21 protein-coding genes and 1 tRNA gene are annotated in these 25,209 nt (G+C 71.6%); 10 read left to right on the forward strand and 12 right to left on the reverse strand.

All coding sequences use genetic code 11. The features are described 5' to 3' along the window. Nucleotides 1-34 precede the first annotated feature (34 nt). A complete protein-coding gene (gene argH / locus FPZ22_RS11950; protein WP_144893251.1) occupies nt 35-1,330 on the forward strand; it encodes an argininosuccinate lyase in 1,296 nt (431 codons plus the stop codon). 33 nt (nt 1,331-1,363) lie between these two features. Here the strand turns inward: argH and FPZ22_RS11955 are convergent, their stop codons facing one another. The 3 genes from FPZ22_RS11955 to FPZ22_RS11965 form a co-directional block, all read right to left on the reverse strand. Beyond that, nucleotides 1,364-2,638 carry an MFS transporter gene (locus tag FPZ22_RS11955; protein WP_144893253.1) on the reverse strand — a complete coding sequence of 425 codons (1,275 nt, stop codon included), beginning with the start codon at nt 2,636-2,638 and terminating at the stop codon, nt 1,364-1,366. After that, complete coding sequence (locus FPZ22_RS11960) at nt 2,635-4,056, reverse strand: FAD-binding oxidoreductase (RefSeq protein ID WP_144893255.1); 1,422 nt, start codon at nt 4,054-4,056, stop codon at nt 2,635-2,637. Before FPZ22_RS11960 ends, FPZ22_RS11955 begins: the two co-directional genes overlap by 4 nt. 82 nt (nt 4,057-4,138) lie before the next feature. After that, nucleotides 4,139-4,215, reverse strand: a tRNA-Pro gene (locus FPZ22_RS11965). Nucleotides 4,216-4,370: 155 nt separating this feature from the next. Here FPZ22_RS11965 and hisS point away from each other — a divergent pair. Genes hisS through FPZ22_RS11980 form a run of 3 tightly spaced genes read left to right on the forward strand, consistent with a single transcriptional unit; the run spans nt 4,371 to nt 8,043 of the window. Continuing rightward, nucleotides 4,371-5,792 (forward strand): histidine--tRNA ligase, encoded by a 1,422-nt coding sequence (gene hisS / locus FPZ22_RS11970; RefSeq protein WP_144893257.1) that lies wholly within the window; start codon nt 4,371-4,373, stop codon nt 5,790-5,792. Further along, complete coding sequence (locus FPZ22_RS11975) at nt 5,789-7,690, forward strand: HAL/PAL/TAL family ammonia-lyase (protein ID WP_144893259.1); 1,902 nt, start codon at nt 5,789-5,791, stop codon at nt 7,688-7,690. The genes hisS and FPZ22_RS11975 overlap by 4 nt, the downstream gene beginning before the upstream one ends. After that, a complete protein-coding gene (locus FPZ22_RS11980) occupies nt 7,687-8,043 on the forward strand; it encodes a hypothetical protein (protein WP_144893261.1) in 357 nt (118 codons plus the stop codon). Before FPZ22_RS11975 ends, FPZ22_RS11980 begins: the two co-directional genes overlap by 4 nt. 44 nt (nt 8,044-8,087) lie before the next feature. On the opposite strand, the gene FPZ22_RS11985 is transcribed toward FPZ22_RS11980, so the two are convergent. Further along, a complete protein-coding gene (locus FPZ22_RS11985; RefSeq protein ID WP_144893263.1) occupies nt 8,088-9,929 on the reverse strand; it encodes a sensor domain-containing diguanylate cyclase in 1,842 nt (613 codons plus the stop codon). Nucleotides 9,930-10,074: 145 nt separating this feature from the next. Here FPZ22_RS11985 and FPZ22_RS11990 point away from each other — a divergent pair, with 145 nt between their 5' ends. Beyond that, entirely contained in the window at nt 10,075-11,658 is a 1,584-nt protein-coding gene (locus FPZ22_RS11990) for a calcineurin-like phosphoesterase C-terminal domain-containing protein (RefSeq protein WP_144893265.1), read from the forward strand. Nucleotides 11,659-11,722: 64 nt separating this feature from the next. Here FPZ22_RS11990 and mtnC read toward each other — a convergent pair whose 3' ends face one another. The 5 genes from mtnC to FPZ22_RS12015 all read right to left on the reverse strand — a co-directional run bounded on the left by mtnC (nt 11,723) and on the right by FPZ22_RS12015 (nt 16,622). Further along, nucleotides 11,723-12,415, reverse strand: a complete 693-nt coding sequence (gene mtnC / locus FPZ22_RS11995) for an acireductone synthase (RefSeq protein WP_144893267.1) — start codon at nt 12,413-12,415, stop codon at nt 11,723-11,725. A 17-nt stretch (nt 12,416-12,432) separates the two neighbouring features. Further along, nucleotides 12,433-12,987 (reverse strand): 1,2-dihydroxy-3-keto-5-methylthiopentene dioxygenase, encoded by a 555-nt coding sequence (locus tag FPZ22_RS12000; RefSeq protein ID WP_144893269.1) that lies wholly within the window; start codon nt 12,985-12,987, stop codon nt 12,433-12,435. A gap of 25 nt (nt 12,988-13,012) precedes the next feature. Then, entirely contained in the window at nt 13,013-13,657 is a 645-nt protein-coding gene (locus FPZ22_RS12005; RefSeq protein WP_144893271.1) for a methylthioribulose 1-phosphate dehydratase, read from the reverse strand. Between the two features lie 151 nt (nt 13,658-13,808). Continuing rightward, on the reverse strand, nt 13,809-15,110 hold the full coding sequence (locus FPZ22_RS12010) for an amino acid permease (RefSeq protein WP_144893273.1): 1,302 nt from the start codon (nt 15,108-15,110) through the stop codon (nt 13,809-13,811). 21 nt (nt 15,111-15,131) lie between these two features. After that, nucleotides 15,132-16,622, reverse strand: a complete 1,491-nt coding sequence (locus FPZ22_RS12015) for an amino acid permease (protein WP_144893275.1) — start codon at nt 16,620-16,622, stop codon at nt 15,132-15,134. Nucleotides 16,623-16,805: 183 nt separating this feature from the next. Here FPZ22_RS12015 and FPZ22_RS12020 point away from each other — a divergent pair, with 183 nt between their 5' ends. Then, nucleotides 16,806-17,354 (forward strand): NUDIX hydrolase, encoded by a 549-nt coding sequence (locus tag FPZ22_RS12020; protein ID WP_144893277.1) that lies wholly within the window; start codon nt 16,806-16,808, stop codon nt 17,352-17,354. Here FPZ22_RS12020 and serA read toward each other — a convergent pair. Beyond that, entirely contained in the window at nt 17,351-18,586 is a 1,236-nt protein-coding gene (serA, locus tag FPZ22_RS12025; RefSeq protein WP_144893279.1) for a phosphoglycerate dehydrogenase, read from the reverse strand. The two genes, FPZ22_RS12020 and serA, sit on opposite strands and share 4 nt — an antisense overlap. Before the next feature lie 121 nt (nt 18,587-18,707). Here serA and FPZ22_RS12030 point away from each other — a divergent pair, with 121 nt between their 5' ends. From FPZ22_RS12030 to FPZ22_RS12045, 4 genes are read left to right on the forward strand one after another with little or no spacing between them, the layout of a single operon-like run. Continuing rightward, nucleotides 18,708-20,102, forward strand: a complete 1,395-nt coding sequence (locus tag FPZ22_RS12030) for an FAD-binding oxidoreductase (protein ID WP_144893281.1) — start codon at nt 18,708-18,710, stop codon at nt 20,100-20,102. A 6-nt stretch (nt 20,103-20,108) separates the two neighbouring features. Continuing rightward, nucleotides 20,109-20,417, forward strand: coding sequence for a DUF2388 domain-containing protein (locus FPZ22_RS12035; protein ID WP_144893283.1), 309 nt, complete (start codon nt 20,109-20,111; stop codon nt 20,415-20,417). A gap of 14 nt (nt 20,418-20,431) precedes the next feature. Further along, entirely contained in the window at nt 20,432-22,279 is a 1,848-nt protein-coding gene (locus FPZ22_RS12040) for a DUF7844 domain-containing protein (RefSeq protein ID WP_144894170.1), read from the forward strand. Between the two features lie 46 nt (nt 22,280-22,325). Next, nucleotides 22,326-23,828: an ArnT family glycosyltransferase gene (locus tag FPZ22_RS12045; protein WP_144893285.1), complete on the forward strand. Its 1,503-nt coding sequence runs from the start codon at nt 22,326-22,328 to the stop codon at nt 23,826-23,828. Between the two features lie 15 nt (nt 23,829-23,843). Here FPZ22_RS12045 and yeiP read toward each other — a convergent pair whose 3' ends face one another. Both yeiP and FPZ22_RS12055 read right to left on the reverse strand, forming a co-directional pair. Beyond that, a complete protein-coding gene (gene yeiP / locus FPZ22_RS12050) occupies nt 23,844-24,410 on the reverse strand; it encodes an elongation factor P-like protein YeiP (RefSeq protein WP_144893287.1) in 567 nt (188 codons plus the stop codon). Between the two features lie 10 nt (nt 24,411-24,420). Then, nucleotides 24,421-25,191, reverse strand: coding sequence for an SDR family NAD(P)-dependent oxidoreductase (locus tag FPZ22_RS12055; protein ID WP_144893289.1), 771 nt, complete (start codon nt 25,189-25,191; stop codon nt 24,421-24,423). Between the last annotated feature and the right edge of the window lie 18 nt (nt 25,192-25,209).

The following is a 25,209-nucleotide window of genomic DNA, read 5'->3' on the forward strand; positions in this document are numbered from 1 at the left end:
CTACAGAAGCAGCGGCAAGCACATGGAGAATGAAATGAGCGACCTCCTCTGGCAGAAGCCCGGCGTCAGCGTCGATGCCGGCATCCAGGCCTTCCTGGCCGGCGACGACGTGGTGCTGGACCGCGATTTCTTCCTCCACGACATCCAGGCCAGCCGCGCCCACGCCGAAGGGCTGCAACGCATCGACATCCTGTCGGCGGACGAGCTCGCCGCCATCGGGCGCGAGCTGGACGTGCTGGCGGACGATTTCCGCGCCGGCCGCTTCATCCTCGACGAGCGCTACGAGGACGGCCATTCCGCCATCGAGGCGCGCCTGACCGACCGCCTGGGCGACGCCGGCCGCCGCATCCATACCGGCCGCAGCCGCAACGACCAGGTGCTGGTCGCCACGCGCCTGTGGCTGAAGGACAAGCTGGCCCGCACGCGCGCGCTCTGCGTCGAGGCCGCCGGCATCGCCCTCGACCGCGCACGGGCCGAAGCCGACGTGCCGCTTCCCGGCTACACGCACCTGCAGCGCGCCGTGGTCAGCTCGCTGGGCATGTGGTGGGCGGCCTGGGCCGAGGCCTTCATCGACGACGCCACGCGCGCCGCCGACACCCTGGCCTGGATCGACGCCAATCCGCTCGGCAGCGCCGCGGGCTACGGCGTCAACCTGCCGCTCGACCGCGACCACACCACCGCCGCCCTCGGCTTCGGCCGCATGCAGGTGGCGGCGACCTACGCGCAGCTGTCGCGCGGCAAGTTCGAGATGGCGGCGATCGAAGCGCTGTCGAGCGCGATGCTCGACCTGCGCCGCCTGGCCTGGGACCTGAGCCTGTTCACCTCGGGCGAGTACGGCTTCGTGACGCTGCCGGCGCAGTACACCACCGGCAGCTCGATCATGCCCAACAAGCGCAACCCGGACGTGATCGAACTGATGCGCGCGACCTATGCCAGCGTGGCCGCGGCGCGCTGCGAGATCGAGCAGCTGCTGTCGCTGCCCTCGGGCTACCACCGCGACCTGCAGATCTCGAAGGGCGCTCTGTTCCACGGCTTCGGCAAGGGCCTGCAGGCGCTGGCGCTGCTGCCCGACCTGCTGCGCAATCTCGACTGGGACGCGGAGCGGATGCGCGCGGCGCTGGAGCCGTCGATGTACGCCACCGACCTCGCCGTGGACATGGCGCGCGAAGGCTTGCCGTTCCGTGACGCCTACCGCCAGGCCGCCGACCCCGCACGCTGGGCGGAAGGCGATCCGGCCGCGAGCCTGGCGGCGCGGGTGTCGCCGGGCGCGGCGGGCGACCCCAGGTTCGACGAGTTGCGCCGGCGCCTGTCGGCCCTGTGCACGCCGTAGGGTCACCGGCCTGCCGTTCCTGGAGCCGCGCCCTCAGCGGATTCCGTTCGCCGGCCCGTCCTCGAGGAAGCGCGGCCGGCAGGCCTGCCACGCCCCCAGCAACATCACCACCACGCTCACCGCCAGCATCGCGAACGGCCAGGCCAGTCCGCCGGTGGCGTCCTTGAGGAGGCCGAACAGCAGCGGCCCGAGGCAGGCCAGCGTGTAGCCCACGCCCTGGGTGAAGCCCGAAAGCGCCGCCGAGCCGTCGGGCGTGCGCGTGCGCAGGTTGATCAGGGTGAGGCCGAGCGGGAAGGTGCAGCCGCCGATGCCGACCAGCGTCGCCCAGAGCCACGGCGCCGCCATCGGCGCCTGCCACAGGCCGTAAAAGCCGGTGAACTGCGCCAGCGCACAGACCAGCGCCATCGGGAAGCTGTTGCGCAGGCGCACCGCAAGTCCCGGAACGACCAGGCCCCCGAGCAGGCTGAAGCCGGTGTACAGCGCCACCATCGCACCGCCGAAGGCCGGCGACGCGCCGGCATCGACGAAGATCCGCGGCATCCAGGTGAACATGGCGTAGGTCGCGAGCGAGGTCATGCCGAACATCAGCGCCATGCCCCAGCCCAGGCCGGTGTGCCAGACGCGGTTGCGGATCACGGGCGTGGAATCGAGGTCGGTGGCGCCGGCGGCGGGGATGTCCTCGTCTTCTTCGTCGTCCGGGGAGTCGACCGCGCCCGCCCCTGCCGCCGCGGCCTCCGCGGGATCACCCGCCAGCCCGCGCTTCAGCAGCACCAGCCACGGCAGCATCGCGGCCACCGCCACCAGCGTCCACGAGGCCATCGACAGCCGCCAGCCGAAGGCGTCGGCAAGCGGCACCGCGAGCAGGGCGGCCATGATGGTGCCGGCCTGCAGCGCGGTGATGTAGATGACGCTGAGCGTTCCGACGCGGTGCGGGAACCAGCGCTTCACCAATGGCGGCAGCACCACGTTGCCGATGCCCATGCCGGCCAGCGACACCAGCGAACCCGCCACCAGCACGCCCAGGCCACCGGCCAGCGAACGCAGCACCAGGCCGGCCGCGGCCAGCAGCATCGCCAACAGCACGGTGCGCTCGAGCCCGAGCCGTCGGGCGAGGGCCGGGGTGGCCGCGCCGAAGGCCGCGAAGGCCGCCGCGGGCAGCATGCCGATGACGCCCGCCATCGTGGCGCCGAAGCCGAATTCGCGGCCGACCACGTCCAGCAGCGGCGTGATCGAGGTGACCGCGGTGCGCAGGTTGAAAGCGGCGAGCGTGATGCCCGCCAGCGCCAGGAGCCAGCCGCGGCGCCTCAAGGCCGCAGCACCCGACCGGGATTCATGATGTCCAAGGGGTCGAGGGCGCGCTTGATCGCGCGCATCAGGCCCAGGGCCACGGCCGGCTTGTAGCGGGGCAGGATGTCCACCTTGAGGGAGCCGATGCCATGCTCGGCGGCGATGCTGCCGCCGCGGGCGGCCACGGCGTCATGCACGATCGCGTTGACCCCCGCCTCCTGTCCATGCAGGAAGGCGGCGGCATCGCTCCCGTCCGGAGCCTGCACGTTGTAGTGCAGGTTACCGTCGCCGAGGTGGCCGAAGATGACCAGCCGCACGCCGGGAATCGCCTGTTCGAGCCGCGCACCGCAGGCGGCCACGAAGTCCGGGATGCGCGAGACGGGCAGGGCGATGTCGTGCTTGATGTTCAGGCCCTCGGCCGCCTGGGCCGGGGAGATGCTGTCGCGCACCTGCCAGAGGGCGCGGGCCTGGGCGATGTTCGCCGCCATCACCGCGTCGGTGGCGCAGCCGGCTTCGAGCGCCGCCGCCAGCAGCGCCTGGAAGCGGCCCTCGGCGTGCTCGCCGGATGCGTTCATGCCGGCCTCGAGCAGCACGCAGCAGGCGTCGCCGTCGCCGGCCGGGATCGGGATGCGCAGCTGCGGGAACTGGCTCGCGACCACGGACAGCGCGTGCCGGCCGATCACCTCGAAGCCGCTGAGTTCGCCCGCAAGGCGGCGCTGGGCCAGCGCCAGCAGCGCGACCGCCTGCTCCATGGACGGCACCGCCAGCCACGCGGTGTGCGTGGCCGCGGGCCGCGGGAACAGCTTCAGCGTGGCCGCGGTGATGACGCCCAGCGTGCCCTCGCTCCCCACGAACAGATCGCGCAGGTCATAGCCGGTGTTGTCCTTGCGCAGCCCGGAAAGTCCGTCCCACACGTCGCCGGCCGCGGTGACGACCTCGAGCCCCAGGCAGAGCTCGCGCGCATTGCCATAGCGGAGGACCTGGGTGCCGCCGGCGTTGGTGGCGAGGTTGCCGCCGATGGTGCAGCTGCCTTCGGAGGCGAGGCTGAGCGGGAACAGCAGGCCGGCGCCGGCCGCGGCCTCCCGCACGTCGTGCAGCACGCAGCCGGCTTCCACGGTCATGGTGAGGTTGGCGGGATCGATCTCGCGCACCGCGCGCATCCGCGACAGGCTGAGCACCACCCGGGTGCCGCTGTCGTCGGGGATCGAGCCCAGGACCAGGCCGGTGTTGCCGCCCTGCGGCACGATCGCGGTCCCGGTGGCGGCGCAGGCGCGGACCACGGCCGCGACGTCCGCGGTGCTGCCGGGGCGGACCACCGCCAGCGCGCGCCCGCGCGCGCGGCTGCGCCGGTCGCGCTCCCAGGCCTCGAGGTCGCCGCCGGCCAGCACGTGGTCCGGGCCGATGGCCCCGCGGAGGATGTCGATCAGGGATCCGGTCATGTGCGCTCGTCCGGGAATGCGGGTCCCCTGAACGGGAAAGCCCGAAAAACGTAGCGTTCTCCGGGCTTCCAGTGACACCGTTTGGTCGGGGAGACAGGATTTGAACCTGCGACTTCTACGTCCCGAACGTAGCGCTCTACCAGGCTGAGCTACACCCCGACAGGTGAGCTGCGCATTTTAGTGAGTCCGGGGCCCGTAGGGCAAGCGCCGGCGCGCACTCGAGAGAATTCCCCACCGCAGGCCCGGGCGGGCGAACCGGCCGCAGCCGCTAGAATGGCGGGCCCACCGGCCACCGTCCGCACCGGAGATCCGCCTTGATCAAGCCGCGCACGCCCCCTGGCGTCCTGGAGCTGCTGCCGCGCGAGCAGGTCGCTTTCCAGCGCATGCTCGACACCATCCGCCGCACCTTCGAGGCCTGGGGCTTCCTGCCGGTGGAAACGCCGGTGTTCGAGCTGTCCGAGGTGCTGCTGACCAAGACCGGAGGCGAGACCGAGCGCCAGGTGTACTTCGTCCAGTCCACCGGCGCGCTGGAAAAGGCGGCCGCGGGCGGGGCCGACGCCGGGCCGCCGGAGCTCGCGCTGCGCTTCGACCTGACCGTGCCGCTGGCGCGCTATGTGGCCGAGCACGAGCACGAGCTGGCCTTCCCGTTCCGCCGCTACCAGATGCAGCGCGTGTACCGCGGCGAGCGCGCCCAGCGCGGGCGTTTTCGCGAGTTCTACCAGTGCGACATCGACGTGATCGGCAAGGACACGCTGTCGCCGCGCTACGAGGCCGAGGTGCCGGCGGTGATCAATGCGGTGTTCGAGGCGCTGGGCATCGGCGAGTTCACCATCCAGCTCAACCACCGCAAGCTGCTGCGCGGCTTCTTTGCCGGGCAGGGCATCGACGAGGCGGCGCAGCCGCTGGTGCTGCGCGAGATCGACAAGCTCGACAAGCGTGGCGAGGAGGCGGTGCGCGCGACATTGGAGGGCGAGGGCTTCGGCCTGTCGCCGGAGGTGGCCGAGCGGCTGCTGGCGTTCTCGCGCATCCGCTCCAGCGGCCATGACGACGCGCTGGCAAAACTCGACGCGCTCGACCCCGGCACGCCGCTGTTCGAGGAGGGGCGCAGCGAACTGCGCGCGCTGCTGGCGGCGCTGAAGGCCCTTGGCGTACCCGGGTCGCGCTATGCGATCAACCTGTCGATCGCGCGCGGCCTCGACTACTACACCGGCATGGTCTACGAGACCACGCTGGACGCGAACCCGGACATCGGTTCGATCTGCTCCGGCGGCCGCTACGACGACCTTGCGGGCCACTATACGAAGTCGAAGCTGCCGGGCGTCGGGATTTCCATCGGCCTGACGCGGCTGTTCTGGCAGCTGCGCGAGGCGGGGCTGGTGCAGGTCGCGGACAGCCCGGTCGACGTGCTGGTGGCGCTGTTCGACGACGCCGGCCTGGACGACGCGCTGGCGGTCTCGCAGCGGCTGCGCGCCGCCGGCCTCAAGGTCGAGACCCAGCTCGAGGCGCGCAAGCTCGGCAAGCAGTTCCAGTACGCCGACCGCGCCGGCATCCGCCACGTGGTCGTGCGCGGCGGGGACGAGATCGCGCGCGGCGCGGCCACGGTGAAGGACCTGCGCAGCGGCGAACAGTTCGAGGTGGCCATCGACGCCCTGGCGGATGCGCTGCTGGCACGGCGCGGGCCGGCAGCGGTCGGGGGCGATGCCATGCCCGCTTCGACCGAAGGAGACCCCCGATGAAGCCGGTCCTGCTTGACGGTCGTTCGCTGACCCGCCCGCAGCTGGTCGCTGTCGCGCACGGCGCCCAGGTGTCGCTGGACGAGGGCGCGTTGCAGGCCGTCGCCCGCGCCGCGGAGTTCCTGGCCGAGCAGGTCCGTCGCGAAGAGCCGATCTACGGCGTCTCCACCGGCTTCGGCTCCAACGCCGACAAGCTGCTTGGTGCGCATCCGCTGCGCGACGGACTGCCGGGCGCCGCGCCCTCGGGCCGCTCCCTCCACGCCGAGCTGCAGCGCAACCTCGTGATCACCCACGCCGTGTGCGTGGGCGAGCCGATGTCCGCGCCGGTGGTGCGCGCGATGATGTGCATCCGCCTCAACACCCTGCTGCGCGGCCACTCGGGCATCCGCGTGGACACGCTGCAGGCGATGGCCACGCTGCTCAACGCCGGCGTGGTGCCGGTGGTGCCGCAGCTGGGCTCGGTGGGCGCGTCGGGCGATCTTGCGCCGCTGTCGCACCTGGCGATCGTGCTGCTCGGCGGTGGCGAGGCCTTCGTCGACGGCGAGCGCATGCCGGGTGCGGAAGCGCTTCAGCGCGCCGGCCTGGCGCCGGTCGAGCTCTCGTACAAGGAAGGCCTCGCGCTCAACAACGGCACCGCGCAGATGCTGGCCATGGGCGTGCTCGCGCTGGCGAAGCTGGAAGACCTGCTCGACACCGCCGACCTCGCCGCCGCGATGACGCTCGATGCCTTCGCCGGCCGCCTGGGCGCCTATGCCGAAGACGTGCATGCGCTGCGTCCGCACCCGGGCCAGGTCGCGGCCGCGGCGCAGCTCCGCGCGCTGCTGGACGGCTCGACGCTGGCCGACATCGCCTACCACCTGGTGCCGCGTTTCCGGCAGTGGCTGCCCGGCAGCTGGGACGAGCCCGGCGCGCAGGCGCTGCCCTTCGACATCGGCTGGGACTGGGTGCCGTCGAGCCAGCGCCACGGCCGCGAGAAGTTCTACCAGCGCTTCAAGCCCTTCCGTGGGGGCAAGAAGCACCAGCCGCAGGACAGCTATTCCCTGCGCTGCGTGCCGCAGGTGCACGGCGCCGTGCGCGACGCCGCGGCCCAGGCCGCGCGCGTGCTCGAGGTCGAGCTCAATGCGGTCACCGACAACCCGCTGGTCTTCCCCGACAAGGCGGCGGAGCACGTCGAGGAGCAGGTCATTTCCGCCGGCCACTTCCACGGCATGCCGCTGGCGCTGGCGATGAGCTACCTGAAGGCCGCGATCCCGGTGCTGGCCTCGATCAGCGAGCGCCGGCTCAACAAGCTGGTCGACCCGGCCACCAGCGACGGCCTGCCGGCCTTCCTGATCGGGAACGAGGACGGCACCGAATCGGGCTTCATGATCGTGCAGTACACCGCCGCGGCGATCGTCAACGACCTCGCCAGCCGCGCGCACCCGGCCAGTGTGTACTCGATCCCGACCAGCGCGAACGCGGAAGACCACGTCTCGATGGGTGCCAACGAGGCCCGCCACGTGCTGGCCATGGCCGACGACCTCGGCAAGGTGCTGGGCCTCGAGCTCTACACCGCCGCCCAGGCGCTGGACCTGCGCCGCGACATGATCAACGCCGCGCGCGACCTCGCGCGGCGCGACGGCGCGGCGGCGTTTGCCGCGAAGGTGTCGGGCGCGCCGCCGGCGGGGACCCCGGAGCACGCGCGCTTCATGGCCGAGGTCGAAGCGCTGCGCGCGGAGCTTGCCGGCAGCGAGCCCTTCCATCCCGGCCGCGCGGTGGGCGTCGCGCACGGCGTGATCCGCAGCCGCATCGGCGGCATGGACCGCGACCGCGCGATGGACGCCGACGTCGCCGAGGCCGTGCGCCTGGTCGGCGATGGCGTGCTGCTGGCCGCGGTGCGCGAGGCGGGGCGGGGCGCTTGAACCTGCCCCTGCACCTGGGCTGGGCGGGTGCGCTGGAAGCCGGGCTGATCGCGATGGCGCTCGGGCTGCTGGCCTATGCGCTGTTCCATGCCATCGGCCGGCGCGCGCAATGGCCCCACGGGCATGCCGTCGGCTGGGCCTGCCTGTCCGCGGTGGCGATCGCCGCCGGCATCGACGCCTGGAACCTGTTCTACATCGGCGTGGTCAAGCTCGAGTCGCCGCTGTATGCGCGCATCGCCCTGGCGAAGATCCACGATCCCGACAGCCTCGGCATCCGGGTGCTGATGGAAGTCATCGGGGCGCTGGCCGGTGTGGCCGCGGGCTGGATGCTGACGGAGCGCAGGCGGGGCTGAGCCGCCAGGCCCACGCTCCGCCCCTCCTGCGGAAGCGGGGAACCTCAGGCCGCGGAGATCGAGGTGCGCACGCAGTCGCGCCCGTGGGCCTTGGCCGCGTACAGCGCCTGGTCCGCGACCTGCAGCGCATCGTCGATGTCGTCCACGGTGCCCGGCACCACGGTATGCACGCCGACGCTGCCTGAGATGCGCACGCTCGGCCCCTGCGGCGACGCGCAGGCTTCGGCCGAGATGGCGCGGCGCACCTCCTCGGCGATGGCAACGGCATCGTGCAGATCGGTGCCCGGCAGCACGATCACGAATTCCTCGCCGCCGAACCGCGCCAGCAGCGCGTCGTGGGGCCGCAGGGCCTGGCCGATGCGGCGTGCCGCCGTGCGCAGCACCTCGTCGCCGACCAGGTGGCCGTGCTCGTCGTTGATCGACTTGAAGTGGTCCAGGTCCACCATCAGCAGCGAAAGGGGCCGCCGCTCCCGGTTGCAGGCGATCAGCATCCGCTCGAAGGCATCGTGGAAGTGCGAGCGGTTGTACAGCCCGGTCAGACCGTCCCTCCGGCTGGAGTCGTGCAGGCGTTCATGCGCCTCCTCGAGCTTGTCCAGGGCGCTGCGCAGCGCGCGCGTGCGCTGGGCGACCTTGCGTTCCAGCTGCACGTTGGCCTCGCTGACGATGCGCTCGTTGTCGTTGCGCAGCGAGGCATAGCGGTAGCTCAGCGCGATCGACAGGAACAGCATTTCCAGCGCGGAGCCGATCTGCACCCCGTACTCGGTGAGGAAGGTTTTCGGGAGCACGCCGAAGGCGACCAGGGTGAAGACCGCGGTGCCGCCGAGGAACATCGCCCAGGACAGCAGGAACAGCCGCGCCGGCGCATAGCCCTTGCGCAGCGCGACCACGCTGACCACGGTGATCCAGAGGATGCTGGCCAGCACCGCCAGCGAGACCGCCGGTGTGATCAGCCGGTAGGGCAGGAGGACCGCGGCGACGCCGAAGCCGGCGAACGCGGCGATGGCGAGCATGCTCACCCGGTTGCCGGCGGGCCAGCGTTCGCCGAGCCCCAGGAACACGCGCGCGAACTGGTGCATGCCGATCAGCGCCAGGCTGATCGAGAGCGGAACCGACTTGTCCGCCAGCCAGATGTTGTCCGGCCACAGGTATTCGAAGCCCAGGCCGTTGAGGCAGAACAGCACCAGGCCGAACGCGCTGATGTGGAACAGGTACCAGAAGTAGCTGCCGTCGCGCAGCACCAGCCAGAGCACCAGGTTGTAGAAGAACAGCGCCAGCAGGATGCCGTAGTACAGGCCGATGGCCAGCTGCGCGTCGCGCGAGACTTCGGTGAACGCGGCTGGCGTGTACAGCACAAGCGGCACCTGCATCGAGCTCTGGCTCTGCACGCGCAGCAGGATGTCCACGGGCTCGCCCGCCGGCAGGTCGAGCATGAAGTTGGGGTGGCGGTAGCGGATCGCGCGCTCGCCGAAGGGCAGGGTGTCGCCCCCGGCCTGATGAACGACGCGACCGTCGGCATAGCGGAGGTGGAGGTCGAGCCTGTCGCTGAGCGGATAGGTCTGCACCAGCAGCCAGCGCTGCTCGGCGGGATCGCGGTTGATCACGCGGGCATGGACCCAGAAGGCTCCGTCCTGGAAGCCGAAGGCCGGATTGCCGTCGGGAAGCGGCGCGAAGGCCCCGGTCCGGAGCCGGCGCCAGGCGTCCTCGAGGGAGTCGGTGCCCGCGGTGTCGTGGCGGTAGCTGACGTGCGGCGAGAGCTGGAGTTCGCCGGCGTCCGCCCGCAGCTCGATCGCGCCTGCGGCCGCGCGCACCGGCGCCGCCGCCGACAGCGCAGAGGCGAGCGCGAACACGGCCAGCATCCAGGCCGTCCAGGGCTTTGCGAGGATCATCAGGACGTCCTCTCCGACGCGTCCATGGCGGTCATCCACGGCCTTCGCGGAGCCATCATATGCCTGTCGCAGGGCCGTGCGCGCATCCCATGGCTCGCAGCGGGCGCCGGCATAATGCACCCACTCCGCGACCCCGGGACCCCAGATGACGCGTGTCCGCCCCTTGGCCCTGCTGCTCCTGCTGGCCGCGTCCGCCGCGGCCCCTGCCGCCGAATGGCAGGGGCGGGTGTTCGACGACCGCGATGGCGACGGCGTCCAGGCGCCAGGGGAGCCCGGCGTTCCTGGCGTCCGCGTCTCCGATGGACGGACGCTGGCGCTGACGGATGGGGAGGGACGCTACCGCCTCCAGGCGCGACCCGACGCGCCGGTGTTCGTGGTCAAGCCCGCCGGCTGGCGACTGCCGACGCGCGCGGACGGCCTGCCCGCCGCCTGGCATGCACAGCGGACGGGACCCGAACCCCGGGTCGGCGACTTCGCGCTGCGCCGGGACGACCCGGATCGCGACGCGGCGCGATCCGTGCTGGTGTTCGCCGATCCGCAGGTCAAGTCGCCGCTGGACGTCGACTACTACGCACGCGACATCGTCGCGCCGCTCCATGCGGCCGGAGGCATGGGCGCGGATCTCGGCATCAGCCTCGGCGACATCGTCGACGACGTGGTCGGGCTGTATCCGGAGATCAACGCCGTCACCACGCGCCTGGGCCTGCCGTGGCTGCATGTGCCCGGCAACCACGACGTCGACCCCGGCGCCGCGGCCGACGGGGCCTCGCTGTCCGCCTTCCGCGCCAGCTATGGCCCCGACACCTTCGCCTGGGAGGAGGGCGCCGCCACCTTCCTGCTGCTGGACGACGTCGTGCTGCTCCCCGGCCAGCGCCCGGCCTATGTCGGTGGGCTGCGCGAGGACCAGTTCGCCTTCCTCGAAGCCTGGCTGCCCACCGTGCCGAAGGACCGCCTGCTGGTGGTCGGCGTGCACATCCCGCTGTTCGACACCGCGGCGCCCGGGCGCGCCCCGACCTTCCGCGCCGCGGACCGCGAGCGCCTGTTCGCCCTGCTGCGCGATTTCCCGAAGGCGCTCGTGCTCAGCGGCCACCGCCACACCCAGCGCCACCATCGCCACGGCGCCGCCGAAGGCTGGCACGGTGCGGCGCCCCTGCACGAGTTCAACGTCGGCGCCGCCAGCGGCGCGTTCTGGTCCGGCGCGCCCGACGCCGAAGGCATCCCCGACGCCACCATGGCCGATGGCACGCCCAACGGCCACGCCCTGCTGGAGATCGACGCCGACGGCGGCTATCGCCTGTCCTGGCACCCGGCGCGCCTGCCGCCGGACGATCCCGCGCGCACCCGCGCCATGCACCTGCATGCCCCCCGCGTGCTGCGCCGCGGCGCCTATCCCGCCTGGGCGGTCTACGCCAACGTCTACATGGGCGAGGCCGACACCCGGGTGGAATACCGCGTCGGCGGCGGCGATTGGCGGCCGATGGCGCGCATCGAGCGCGCGGACCCCTGGCTCACGGCGGAGAACGCGCGCGACGACGAAGCCGCCGCGCTTCGCGGCTACGACCGCTCGCCGGAGGCCGAGCCCTCGGCGCACCTGTGGCGCGGCGTACTGCCCACCGATCTCGAGCCGGGCGAACACCTCGTGGACGTGCGGGCCTTCGACCGCTGGCACGGCGAGCAGCGTGGCTCCACCCGCTACCGCCTCCAGGACGCCCCGCAGGATCGGCCGTGATGCGTCAACGGCAGTCCGTCCGGTCGCGGCTGCAGCCGCTGGGTGACGGGCTGGACGGGGCCCCTCAGGGCGAGATCGCGTCGAAGCTCTCCACCCGTGGATGGCCGTTGCAAGCGTCGCCGGTCCGCGGCTGCGGATAGTCCTCCAGCCGGTCGACCAGCACCGTGCGCAGGCCGGCCTCGCGCGCGGCGTCCAGCTCGGCGACCACGTCGGACAGGAACAGGATCGAATCCGGGGCGCGGCCCAGCTCGACGGCGATGCGCGCGTAGCTCGCCGCCTCGCGCTTGCCGCCGACCTCGGTGTCGAAGAAGGCATCGAACAGCGGCAGCAGGTCGCCCGCGTCCGAGTGGCCAAAGAACATCTTCTGCGCCGGCACCGACCCGGAGGAGTACACCGCCAGCGGATGCCCGGCCGCATGCCAGCGGCGCAGCCCGTCGACCGCGTCGGGATACACGTGCGCGGTGAAATCCGCGCGCGCGTAGCCCTCGGTCCACATCATTCCCTGCAGGGCCTTGAGCGCGGTGTCCTTGCGGTCCTCGTCGATCCAGCCCTGGAGGGTCTCGACGATCATCGCGTCGTCGCACATCGCGCCGTGCCCGGTGGCGACCTGGTCCAGCCAGCGCCGCACGTCCGGCTCGCTGCCGTGCTCCCGCACGAAGCGCGGCAGCTCGCGGCGGGCGTACGGGAAGAGCACGTCGCGCACGAACGAAATGCTCCCGGCGGTGCCTTCGATGTCGGTGAGGATGGTCGTCTGCATATGGATTTTCCTATGCTTCAGCGCGCCGGCTTTTCGTAACGCGGGAAGCGCCGGGCGATGTCGGTGCCGGTGAAATGGCCGACCCATCCGTCGGGCTGCTGGAAGAAGCGGATCGCGACGAACTCCGGCTCCGGGCCCATGTCGAACCAGTGCGTGGTGCCGTCGGGTACGGCGATCAGGTCGTCCCTGACGCACTCGACCTCGTAGACGCGATCATCCACGTGCAGGGTGAACAGGCCGGAGCCCGCGACGAAGAAGCGGACCTCGTCCTCCTTGTGGAAGTGCTCGTCGAGGAAGGTCCTGCGCATCTCCTCGCGCTTCGGATGATCCGGCGCGATGCTGACCACGTCGACGGTGGTGAAGCCACGCTCGGCGCTGATGCGCGCGATATCGTCGGCATAGGCGGCCAGCACCTCGTCCTGCGACGCGCCGGCGGCGACCGGACGGCCGGCCTGCCAGCGCTCGAAGGTGACGCCGATCTTCCCCAGCTCGGCCGCGATGGCGTCGCCGTCGCGGGTGTCGAGGAGGACGGTGTCGGGCGCGTCGTCGGCGAAGATGCGCAGGCGGCTCATGGGCGGATCTCCAGGTACATCGGTGTCAGTGGCCCCGGGTCAGGCGCCGCAGCTCCAGCTCGCAGTCGAGCAGGAACTCGAAGGCCTCCAGGTGCCGGCGGGCCTCGGCCATGTCGCGCCCCCAGGCGTAGAGGCCGTGACCGTCGATCAGGTAGCCCCACATCGGACCGGCGTCGAGCAGGGCGTCGACCTGCGCGGCCAGGGTCGGCATGTCCTGGGAGTTCGGCAGCACAGGGACCTCGATCGCCGCCTCGTGGGTGTCGTTGCCGCGGAAGGCCTTGAGCAGCTCGTAGCCCTCCAGGCGCACGTGGCCGCTGCCGGCGAACAGGCGCGAGGCCAGCGTCTGTGCCCGCGAATGCGTGTGCAGCACGCAGCCCACGTCGGCGAAGCGCCGGTACAGCTGCGTGTGCAGCAGCGTCTCCGCCGAGGGCCGATGGTCGCTGCCGACGGCGTGGCCGTCGAAGTCCACGACCATGATATCGGCCTCGCGCAGCTTGCCCTTGTCGCGGCCGGAAACGGTGATCGCGGCGTGGCGGTCGTCCAGCCGGTGCGAGAAATTGCTGCTGGTCGCCGGGGTCCACCCGCGCGCCGCCAGCTCGCGCACGTTGACGATGATCTCCCCGCTCAGCTCCCGCAGGCGGTGCACGTCATAAGGCACTGTCTCGCTCATGCCCGGATTCTACCGCCAAAGCCCTGCACGACGGGCCGCCACGGATGGAGCGACGCCATGGAAAAAAGCGCAGCCGAACCCTCTCCGCTTTATCCGTGCAGATCCGCGTGAATCCGCGTCGATCCGTGGCAACGCTCTTCCCGGTCCCCGGTCACGCCGCCACCGGCTTGCGGCGACCGAAGCCGCGGTAGGCGGCCAGCGCGAGGAGCGCGATGACGACGGCGCCGATCAGGGTGTCGATCGGTGTGGACCAGACCAGCAGGCCGCAGGCCACCAGGGCGCCCATTCCCAGCAGGCGGTCGGAGGTGGTCGCCGGGCGCGCGGCGGTGCCCAGCAGCAGGCTCAGCCCCGCGGCCACGTAGGCCATCACCACCAGGGTCACGGCCATGTTGATGATGACCTCGAACTGCGAGGACACCGAGTCCGAAAGCGTGGTCAGCGCGATCAGGGTCATGGCCACGACCACCAGGAGCAGGCCGGTCGACGCGGCGCCGTTGCGGCGCACGCGCCCGAACACCGCCGGCAGGAACCCGCGCTGCGCGGCGCGCGCGCCCGACTCGCCGGTGACCAGCATCCAGCCGCCCAGGGTGCCGGTGGCCTTCAGTGCCGCGGCCGCGGCGATCACCGGGATCGCCCACTCGCCGAACATCCGCCCCGCGACCAGGGCGAAGGGCGCGCTCGACCCCGCCAGCTCCTGCACCGGGACGATGCCCATCATCAGCACCGACGAAGTCAGGTAGACCACGCCGGCCAGCACGATCCCGCCGATCGTCGCGATCGGCACGTTGCGGTCCGGGTCGCGCACCACGCCGGCCACCATGGCCCCGGTCTCCAGGCCGATGAAGGCCCAGAACACCACCGCCAGCGAGCCGAACGCGACCGCCGGGTCGGACTGTCCGCTGACGTTCCAGCCGGCGCCGAACAGTTCCGGGTTGAAGTGCGCCCAGCCGGCGATGAGGATCGCCGCCACCGGCAGCAGGCCGAAGACCACGCAGAACGACTGGAAGCGAGCGATGCTCCGCGGGCCGAGCAGGTTGAGCCCGAACATCGCCCAGATCAGCAACACCTGCCCCGCCAGGCGCACGCCCAGCGTGTCCTCGATCGGCAGCAGGATGATCAGGTAGCCGAAGGCCGCGACCGCGATGGCGTTGTTGCCGATCCACGAGGACAGCCAGTACAGCGTCGACGCCAGGAAGCCCATGTCGCGGCCCAGCGCCGGTCGCACGTAGTCGTCGGGCGAGGTCAGGTCGGGGTGCTGGCGGGCGATGCGCGCGAACGCCGCGCCCAGCGCGACCGCCAGCAGGGTGCCGATCAGCCAGGACAGCGCGGTCACCGTGCCGGACCTGGCCAGCGTGGCGGGCAGCAGGAAGAAGCCCGAGCCGATCATGTTGTTGGCGACCATGAAGGTCGCCAGCACCGGGCCGATCTTCTTGACGGCGGTGGTCGTGGACATCGTGTGGCCCCCGGATCGGCGTCAGCGCGCCTTGTTGAGCTTGCTGTTGCGGTAGCCGTAGCCGAAGTAGATCACCTGTCCGACCAGCGTCCACAGCACGAAGATCAGCCAGTGCTCCATGAACGACTGCAGGAACAGGAACAGGCAGGCGACCAGGCCCAGCGGGCAGACCAGCCAGAACGCCGGCACCCGGAACGGGCGCTGGAGGTCGGGCCGGGTGTAGCGCAGCACGAAGACGCCCAGGCATACGGTGGCGAACGCGATCAGCGTGCCCATCGACACCAGCTCGCCCAGCACGTTCAGCGGCATGAAGCCGGCCAGCAGGCAGGCCACCACGCCGACGATGATCGTGCCCACGTGCGGGGTCTGGTGCTTCGGGTGCACGCGGCCGAACAGCTTCGGCAGCAGGCCGTCGCGCGACATCGAATAGAAGATGCGCGGCTGCGCCATCAGCATCACCAGGATGACCGAGGACAGGCCGGCGATGGCGCCGATCTCGACCGCGGTCTTGAGCCAGCCGAGGTTGGCGGCCGGGTTGTCGCGCATGAGCAGCTCGAGTGCCGTGGCCACCGGTTTGGCGGTGCCGAGTTCGGTGTAGGGCGCGATGCCGACCAGCACCGCGCAGACCGCGATGTACACCACGGTGCACACCACCAGGGAACCGAGGATGCCGATGGGCATGTCGCGCTGCGGGTTCTTGGCCTCGCCGGCCGCGGTCGAGACCGCGTCGAAGCCGATGTAGGCGAAGAACACGATGGTCGCGGCGCGGAACACGCCCTCCATGCCGAAGCGGCCGGGACCCTCGTTCTCCGGGATGAACGGGGTGAAGTTGGCCGGATCGATGTACTGCGCGGCGAAGCCGAGGAAGGCGGCGATCACCACCACCTTGATCGCCACGATGATGCCGTTGACGAAGGCCGACTGGGTGATGCCGACGTAGCACAGGCCGCTGACCGCGGCCACGATCAGGATCGCCGGCAGGTTGATGATGCCTTCGGTCCTGACGAATGCGGCGCCGTCCCAGGTGATGGGCGCCGATGCCAGCTCCGCGGGGAATGGCAGCCCCAGCGTCGTCGTGAGGAAGCTGACCAGGTAGCCCGACCAGCCCACCGCCACGGTGCTCGATGCGAACAGGTACTCGAGCACCAGGCACCAGCCGATGAACCAGGCGACATACTCGCCCAGGGTCGCGTACGAGTACGAATAGGCACTGCCGGACACCGGCATCATCGCCGCGAACTCGGCGTAGCACAGGCCGGCGAAGGCGCAGGCCAGGCCGGCGAGCACGAAGCTGAGCATGATCGCGGGGCCGGCATGGTTGGCCGCCGCCTGGCCGGTGAGCACGAAGATGCCCGCGCCGATCACCGCGCCCACGCCCAGCAGCACGAGATGGCGTGCGGTCAGCGTGCGCTTGAGGGTGGCTTCGCCCTGCAGGCTGCCTTCGACCGGCTCACCGGCATCGACGTGTGGCGCCGGCTCGACCGGCTTGACCCTCATCAGCGTTTGCAGCATCCGCGACTTCTCCCCGAACTGGTGGTTTCCGCGGCACTGCCTCCCCTGGCCGTGCCGCGATGGATGGCGCTTGGCGCCACGGCCGCCGTACCTTGCCAAAGGCAGGGCCATGGACACAAGCCGCAGTGCAGCGTGGAGAGCGCGATAATGCTCCGACTTCCACTTCGCCATCGGCCACGCAGCATGACGCACGAACAGTTCGCAGCCCTCCGGGCCGCATTCCTCGCCCATGCCGAAGCCTGTCCCGGCGAGCGCGCGGAGGCGGAGCTGTTCGTCGAACTCCTGCGCGAGGGTGCGCACGGCTTCGTGCGTGACCGCCTGGAGGGGCACTTCACCGCCTCGTCCTGGCTGGTCAGCGCCGACGGGCGGCGCGCGCTGCTGACCCACCATCGCAAGCTCGATCGCTGGCTGCAGCCCGGCGGCCATGCCGACGGCGACAACGACCTGGCGCGCGTGGCGCTGACCGAAGCGACCGAAGAAAGCGGCCTGCCGGACCTGCGCGTGGAGGGCGGGATCTTCGACCTCGACCGCCACTGGATCCCGGAGCGCAAGGGCGTGCCCGGTCACTGGCACCACGACGTCCGCTACGTGGTGCGCGCCGGCGCGAGCGAAGCCTTCGTGGTCGGCGAGGAGTCGCACGATCTCGCCTGGCTGGACGTCGAAGCCATCGCCGCCGACGAGGCCATGGATCCCTCGCTGCGGCGCATGGCCCGCAAATGGCTCGCCCGCTAGTAGAGGATGCGCGTGCGCAGGGTGCCCGGCACCTCGGCCAGTTCGGCGCGCAGCGCCTGCGCCTGTCCGGGCGTGGCGCCGACGTCGATGACCACGTAGCCGACGTTGGCGTCGGTGCGCAGGTACTGGCCGTCGATGTTGAGTCCGGCCTGCGAGAACACCTCGTTGATGCGCGACAGCACGCCCGGCACGTTGCGGTGGATGTGCAGGATGCGCTGGCTGCCCTCGTGGCCCGGCAGCGTGACCTCGGGGAAGTTGACCGCGGACAGCGTGCTGCCGTTGTCGCTGTAGCGCACCAGCTTGGCCGCGACCTCGAGGCCGATGTTGTCCTGGGCCTCGAGCGTGCTGCCGCCCACGTGCGGGGTCAGGATCACGTTGTCGAAGCGGGTCAGCGGCGACTCGAAGGCCTCGTCGTTGCCCTTGGGCTCGACCGGGAACACGTCGATGGCGGCACCGCCGACGTGGCCGCTCTCCAGCGCCGCGGCCAGTGCGTCGATGTCGACCACCGTGCCGCGCGAGGCATTGATGAGCTTCGCGCCGGGCTTCATCGCCCCCAGCTCGGTGGCGCCGATCATCATCCGCGTGGCCGGGGTCTCGGGCACGTGCAGGGTGACCACGTCGGCGCGCGCGAGCAGGTCGTCGAGGCCGGCGGCGGCGCGGGCGTTGCCCAGCGACAGCTTGCTCTCGATGTCGTGGAACAGCACGCGCATGCCCAGTCCCTCGGCCAGCAGTCCGACCTGGGTGCCGATGTGGCCGTAGCCGACGATGCCGAGCGTCTTGCCGCGTACCTCATGGCTGCCGGTGGCGGACTTCAGCCAGCCGCCGCGCAGGCAGGCGGCGTGGCGCGCGGGCACGCCGCGCATCAGCAGGATGATCTCGGCCAGCACCAGCTCGGCCACGCTGCGGGTGTTGGAGTAGGGCGCGTTGAACACCGGCACGCCGGCGCGCGCGGCGGCCTCGAGGTCGACCTGGTTGGTGCCGATGCAGAAGCAGCCGATGGCCATCAGCCGTCGGGCCTCCGCCAGCACCTCCGCGGTCAGCTGGGTCCGCGAGCGGATGCCGACGATGTGCGCCTCGCGGATGCGTTCGCGCAGCCGGTCTTCGGACAGGGAGCCGGCGTGGGTCTCGATGTCGGTGTAGCCGGCTTCCCGGAAGACGGCCACCGCGCTCGGGCTGAGGCCCTCCAGCAGCAGCACGCGGATGTCCTTGCGGGGGTAGGAGGTCGGCTTCATGGCGTCGGCACGGGGCAGGGGTCGCCGCCAGTGTGCCAGCGACGCCGCGATGTTGCACCGCAGCGCTGGACGCTCGCGCGCCGCGCTGGCAGGCTGCAGGCACCCCCACGGCGAGGCCGAGATGAGCGATCCCAGACTCGAGTCCCTGCGCGCGGCCGCGCCCGGCCTGCGCCTGGCCACGGCGCCCGACGAGCTGCTGCACTACGGCCGCGACTGGACCCGGCGCTGGACGCCGGCGCCGCTGGCCGTCGCCCTGCCCGCGACCGTGGACGAGGTCCAGGCGGTGCTGCGCTGGGCCAGCGCCGAAGGCGTGGCGGTGGTGCCCTCCGGCGGACGCACGGGCCTCTCGGGCGGCGCGGTGGCCGCGAACGGCGAGCTGGTGCTGAGCCTCGAGCGCATGCGCCGGGTGCTGGCCTTCGATCCGGTCGACCGCACGCTGACCGTCGAGGCCGGCGCCCCCCTGGAGACGGTGCAGGAGGCGGCGCGCCAGCACGGCCTGCAGTATCCGGTCGACTTCGCCTCGCGCGGGTCCTGCACCATCGGCGGCAACATCGCCACCAACGCCGGCGGCATCCGCGTGCTGCGCTACGGCAACACCCGCGAGTGGGTGGCCGGACTGAAGCTGGTCACCGCGTCCGGCGAGCTGCTCGACCTCAACCGCGGCCTGGTCAAGAACTCCAGCGGCTACGACCTGCGCCACCTGGCGATCGCCTCGGAAGGCACGCTGGGCGTCGTGGTCGAGGCCACGCTGAAGCTCGCGCCTCCGCCGCCGCCGGTGGCGACCCTGCTGCTGGCGCTGCCCTCGTTCGAGGTGCTGATGCAGGTGTTCCAGGCGCTGCGCGGGCGGCTGGCGCTGGAGGCCTTCGAGTTCTTCACCGGCACCTGCCTGCGCCACGTCGTCGCGCACGGCGCGCAGGCGCCGTTCGAACGCGAATACCCCTACTACGTGGTGCTGGATGCCGCCGCCGAGGGTCCGGACGACGAGCGCCTGCTGGAGGCCTTCGGCCACTGCGCGGAGCAGGGCTGGGTCGAGGACGGCGTGGTCGCGCAGTCGCAGGCGCAGGCGGCGCAGCTGTGGCGCCTGCGCGAAGGCATCACCGAGGCGCTGGCGCCGCACCTGCCGTACAAGAACGACGTCGCGGTGCGGGTGTCGGCGATGCCGGCCTTCCTCGCCGAGGCACAGGCGCTGCTGGCGGCGGAGTACCCGGAGTTCGAGGTGGCCTGGTTCGGCCACATCGGCGACGGCAACCTGCACATCAACGTGCTGAAGCCGACGGAGCTGGGGCAGGAGGCGTTCGTGGCGCGCTGCGCCGAGGTGACGGCGCACCTGGCCGGACTGGTCGAGCGCCACGGCGGCACGATCTCCGCGGAGCACGGGATCGGCCTGGTCAAGAAGCCATACCTTGGCTGTACGCGCAGCGCAGCGGAGATCGGGATCATGCGCGCGCTGCGCGCGGCGCTCGATCCGGCGGGTATCCTCAACCCGGGCAAGCTCTTCGATCCCCCGGAACGGTAACCGCGCATGATCCGTCTCGCAGTCGTCTTCGCGTTCGTGCTCGCCATGGCCCCGGCGGTTGCCGTCCATGCCTCGAGTTTCGCCGGCACCAGCGCCGGGGCGGGATCGGCCTCCAGCGGGGCGACATCGGGCTCGACCTCGGGCAACGACAAGGTGGTGCTGCAGGCGCGTGAGGATGCCGCGGGCTTCGTGGCCAGCGACGGACGGATCCGCGGTGCCCGGCTGGAGGCGGCGCTGCGGGCGCTGCGGGAGGATTCGGCACAGGCGCGCTCGGCGAGCGACATGGAGCTGGCGCGGGCGATCCTCGCGCGTTGAACAACTGCCTGGGCATGGCGGGGGCGGCGCTCCCGGTACGCTGCGTGGTGAGGCGGCGGCTCTTTGCCTGGGCGGTTTCGTGGCTGCTGCTGGCGGGATTCCTGCCCGCCGCACAGGCGGGGCTGCGGATCGAACTGGAGCAGGGCCTGTCCGCCGGAGACGAGAGGGCCGCGCGGGAACTCGTGGATGCGGTGCTGTGGCGGTTGCCACCGCGCTGGCGAGAGGAGGAGACCGTGCTGCGGCTGGGCTGGCGGGACGATCTGCCGTCCGGGGTGCATGGGCGGATCCGGGGCGGGCGGATCGGGCTGTCGCGGACCTTGCTGGACCGTGCTGCCGCGTGGCCCTCGGACGAGGCGGTGGCCGCGCTGGTGCATGAACTGGCCCATGCCCGGGACCGGACGCATGGGCTTTCGCGGGATCCGCGGCTGCTCGACCTGGCGGGATGGCAGGTGCGACCGCTGTGGCCCGGGCGCTCGGGCCGCAATGCCTTCGCCTCGCGCAGTCCGGACGTCTACGAGCTGCATTCGCCCGCGGAGTTCGTGGCCGTGAACCTGGAGCATTACCTGCTCGATCCCGACTACGCCTGCCGCAGGCCTGCGCTGCACGCATGGTTCGCGGAGCACTTCGGCCAAGCGCCCGGGGCGCCGGCATGCGGGAGTGCGCTGCCGTTCGTGGACGCGGGTGCGCTGTCGGACGCCGCCGCGGCGCCACTGCTGGAGCTCGATCCCGCACGCGTCGCCGGCGTGGACTATCTGCTGGCGGGCGAGGGCGACGCGGTGATGAGCCGCTGGGGCCACGGCATGCTGCGCCTGGTGGTCTGCGCCCCGGGCCGCAGCCCCGGACCCGACTGCCGGCTCGACCTCGACCACCACCGCGTACTCTCGTTCCGGGCCTTCGTCGACGACCTGCAGCTCTCGAACTGGCGCGGGCTTGCCGGTGGCTACCCCTCGCGGCTGTTCGTGCTGCCGCTGCAGCAGGTGGTCGACGAGTACACGCGCGTGGAGATGCGTCCGCTGGAGTCGATCCCGCTGCGGCTTTCGCCCGATGAGATCGGCGCGCTGCTGGAGCGCGCGGCGCGCGTGCACTGGAGCTACGACGGCCGCTATCGCTTCATCGACAACAACTGCGCGGTGGAAACCTGGAAGCTGCTGCATGACGGCCTTCCGCGCGCCGCGGCGGCCAGGCTCGACAGCATCACGCCCCGGGGTCTTTTGCGCCGCCTGCGCCGCGCCGGTCTCGTGGACGCCGCCGCCCTGCCCGCCGATCCCGGCGAGGCGCTCCGGCTGGGCTTCCGCTTCGAACCCTGGAGCGCGCACTACCAGGCGCTGTACGAGACCGCGCGTGCGGACCTCGGTCTGGCCTATGGCGATGTCGAGGACTGGCTGCGACTGCCACCCGCGCAGCGCGCGCCCTGGCTCCGGCGCGGCGACCTGCGCGCATCCGCGGCCCTGCTCCTGCTCGAGGAGGCGGCCCTGCGGCGCGAGGAACAGCGCGCTCGCGACATGCTCAAACGCCTGCTGTTCCGCCCCGGCGATCCGCTGCTGCCGATGTTCGCCGAAGCCCGGCGCGATGGCGCGGCTTTCGCAAGCCCCTCGTCCCTGCTGCCGCTGCCCGGTTATGGCCTGCCGCTGGCTGACGAGCGCGGCCAGGCCCGCGCCGGTGCCGGCGAGCACGCGGCGCGCACGCGCGCGCTCCACCGGCGCCTGCAGGCCGCGGCCCGCGACCGGCTGCCGCGGGCGACACGTGATTCGCTGGAGCAGGCGGAAGCCAACGTGGCCGCCCTGGGCGCCCACCTGCGTGAGCTCCACGAGGCGCGGGGAGGGCTGCGTTCCAGGAGCGCGGGGGCCGCGACAGTTCTCTGATGTCGCCGCGGCGATGATGCCGGGCTCAACGCGCGCAGGCGGCCGCATGAGCCCTTCCAGCCGAGACATTCGCGATCGCAGCGCATGGGGGCTGGCGCTGCTCTGCCTCGTGCTGGCGTTCGCGTTCCTCGGCAGCCGCGGCCTGTGGGATCCCGACGAGGGGCGTTACAGCAATGTCGCGCTCAACATGCTCGACAGCGGGGACTGGCTCAATCCGAAGCGCAGCAGCGACGTCGGCCACTGGACGAAGCCGCCGCTGACCTACTGGGTGATCGCCGCGAGCGTCGGCCTGTTCGGCAAGACCGCCGCCGCGGTGCGGCTCCCGGCGACGCTGTCCTACCTGGCGTGCATCTGGCTGGCCTGGCGCATCGCCCGGCGGCTGGTGCCGGGCGGCGAGCGCACGGCTGCGCTCGCCTACGCCACCATGCTGTTCCCGTTCGGGATGTCGCAGCTGGTCACGACCGACTTCCTGCTGGCGGCCTTCGAGACGCTGGCGGTCTGGGCCTGCCTCGAGGCGCGGCTGTCGGGCCGGCATGCGGGGGTCTGGGACGCCCTGATGTGGGTGGGGTTCGCCCTGGCATTCCTGACCAAGGGGCCACCGGGGCTGTTGCCCTTGCCCGTGCTGCTGGCGGCCGACTGGCTGGTGTGGCGTCGGCGCGCCCGGTTCGTGGTGCCGGGACTGCTGCTGTTCTGCCTGCTGGCGTTGCCCTGGTATGTCGCGGTCGTCGCGGACAACCCGGGCCTGCTGGAATATTTCATCGGCGACGAGGTGGTGCACCGCGTGGCCACGGACAAGTTCGGCCACAACGGGCAGTGGTACGGATGGCTGGCGGTCTATCTGCCCACCCTGGTGCTGGGGACGATGCCGTGGTCGCCCGCGCTGTGGCGCTGGCTGCGCGCACTGCCGCGCGATCTGCGACGCTGGCGCAGCGCCGAAGGCCGGCAGGCGGACGCGGCCGCGCTGTTCCTGGCGCTCTGGGTGCTGCTGCCGCTGCTGGTGTTCTGCCTGGCCAGGTCGCGGCTGCCGTCGTACCTGCTTCCGCTGTTCGTGCCCCTGGCGCTGCTGGTCGCGGTACAACGCCGCAGGGAACGACGGCCGTTGCCGCGGTGGCCGTGGCGGGCCGCCTGGGTCGTCGTGCTGCTGGCGCTCAAGCTGGCCGCGAGTGCCTGGCCCACGCACAAGGACGCGTCGCAGTGGGCGGTCGCGATCCGGGAGCGCACCGCGGTGCCGGTGCGCGAAGTGATCTTCGTCGAGGACATGACGCGCTACGGACTGCGCCTGCACCTCGATGCCGAGATCGAGAAGATCGGCCTGGATCCGGCTCCGGACGGGGTCGGTGCGCGCTTCAATCCGGTCAACGATGAGGACCTCGCCACCGAGCTGGCGGAGGCCGCCGACCAGGCGGGGGCGATCTGGATCTGCAAGCAGTCGCGATGGCCGGAGATACGCGGGCGGATCGAGGCGCTGGGTTTCGTGGCCACCCCGCTGGGGACGCCCTATCGCGACCGCATCATCTTCCAGACGCGTTCCGCCGCCGCTCCGCGGTGAGCGGCCGGCGCGCCGTCAGTCGGCCCGGCCCGAGAACTCGCCGCTGGTGGTGTTGACCAGCACCCGCTCGCCGTTGGCGATGTACTCGGGCACCTGGATCTCGATGCCGGTCGACAGGCGCGCAGGCTTCGGACGCTTGGTCGCGGTGCCGCCCTTCAGCTCCGGCGGGGTCTCGACCACTTCCAGCACGACGGTCTGCGGCAGCTGCACAGCCACCGGCGCGTCGTCGATGATCTGGACGAAGCAGCCGGCCAGGCCGTCGGTGATGTAGCCGGCGGCCTCGCCCACCACGTCGGCGTCCAGGGTGTACGGCGTGTAGTCCTCGTCGTCCATGAACACGAAGGCATCGCCGTCCCTGTAGGAGAAGCTGGCCTGGCGGCGCAGCAGCTCGACCTCCTTCAGCTCGTCGTCGGCGTCGAACGAGGCGTCGGTCTTGTTGCCGCCGGGCACGCTGTACATGGTGAAGCGGAAGCGCACGTTGCCGCCGCGGCCCTGCGGCGAGCTGCGCTCGATGTCGCGCACCTGGTAGACGGTGCCGTTGTGCTCGACCACGTTGCCCTTCTTGACGTCGTAAGCCTTCATCGGGTGTTCCTCAGCGGGGGGCCAGGCGCACGGCGCCGTCCAGGCGGATGGTCTCGCCGTTGATGTAGCGGTTGCCGGCGATGTACGTGACCAGGTCGGCGAATTCCTCCGGCCGGCCCAGGCGCGACGGGAAGGGGATCGAGGCCGACAGCGACTGCTGCACGTCCTCCGGCATGCCGTCGACCATCGGCGTCCAGAAGATCCCCGGGGCGATGGTGTTGACGCGGATTCCGAAGCGCGCGAGCTCGCGCGCCATCGGCAGGGTCATGCCGACCACGCCGCCCTTGGAGGCGGAATACGCCGCCTGTCCGATCTGGCCCTCGTAGGCCGCGACCGATGCGGTGTTGACGATCACGCCGCGCTCGCCGTCCTCGCCCGCCTCGTTGTGCTGCATCAGCGCGGCGCCGGCCTTGGCGACGTTGAAGCTGCCCACCAGGTTCACCATCACCGTGGTGGAGAACGTCTTCAGCGGCATCGGCGCCTCGCGGCCGAGCACGCGGCCGGCACCGAGGATCCCGGCGCAGTTGACCACCATGTTGAGGCCGCCGAGGAAGTCCTTCGCCGCCGCGACGTTGGCCACCACGGCGTCCTCGCTGGTGACGTCGGTGGCGAAGTAGCGCGCGTTCGCGTCGCCGAGCGCCGCGACCGCCGCCGCGCCCTTGTCGTCGTTGACGTCGAACAGCGCGACGCGGCCGCCGTCGGCGACGATGCGGCTGGCGACGGCGAAGCCGAGGCCGGAGACGCCGCCGGTGACGACGGCGCGGATCGAATCTGCTTGCATGGCGTTCCCGAGGGAGTG

Origin of the sequence: Luteimonas granuli (genome assembly GCF_007795095.1) — a bacterium.
In the GTDB taxonomy this organism is placed as follows: Bacteria; Pseudomonadota; Gammaproteobacteria; order Xanthomonadales; family Xanthomonadaceae; genus Luteimonas; species Luteimonas granuli.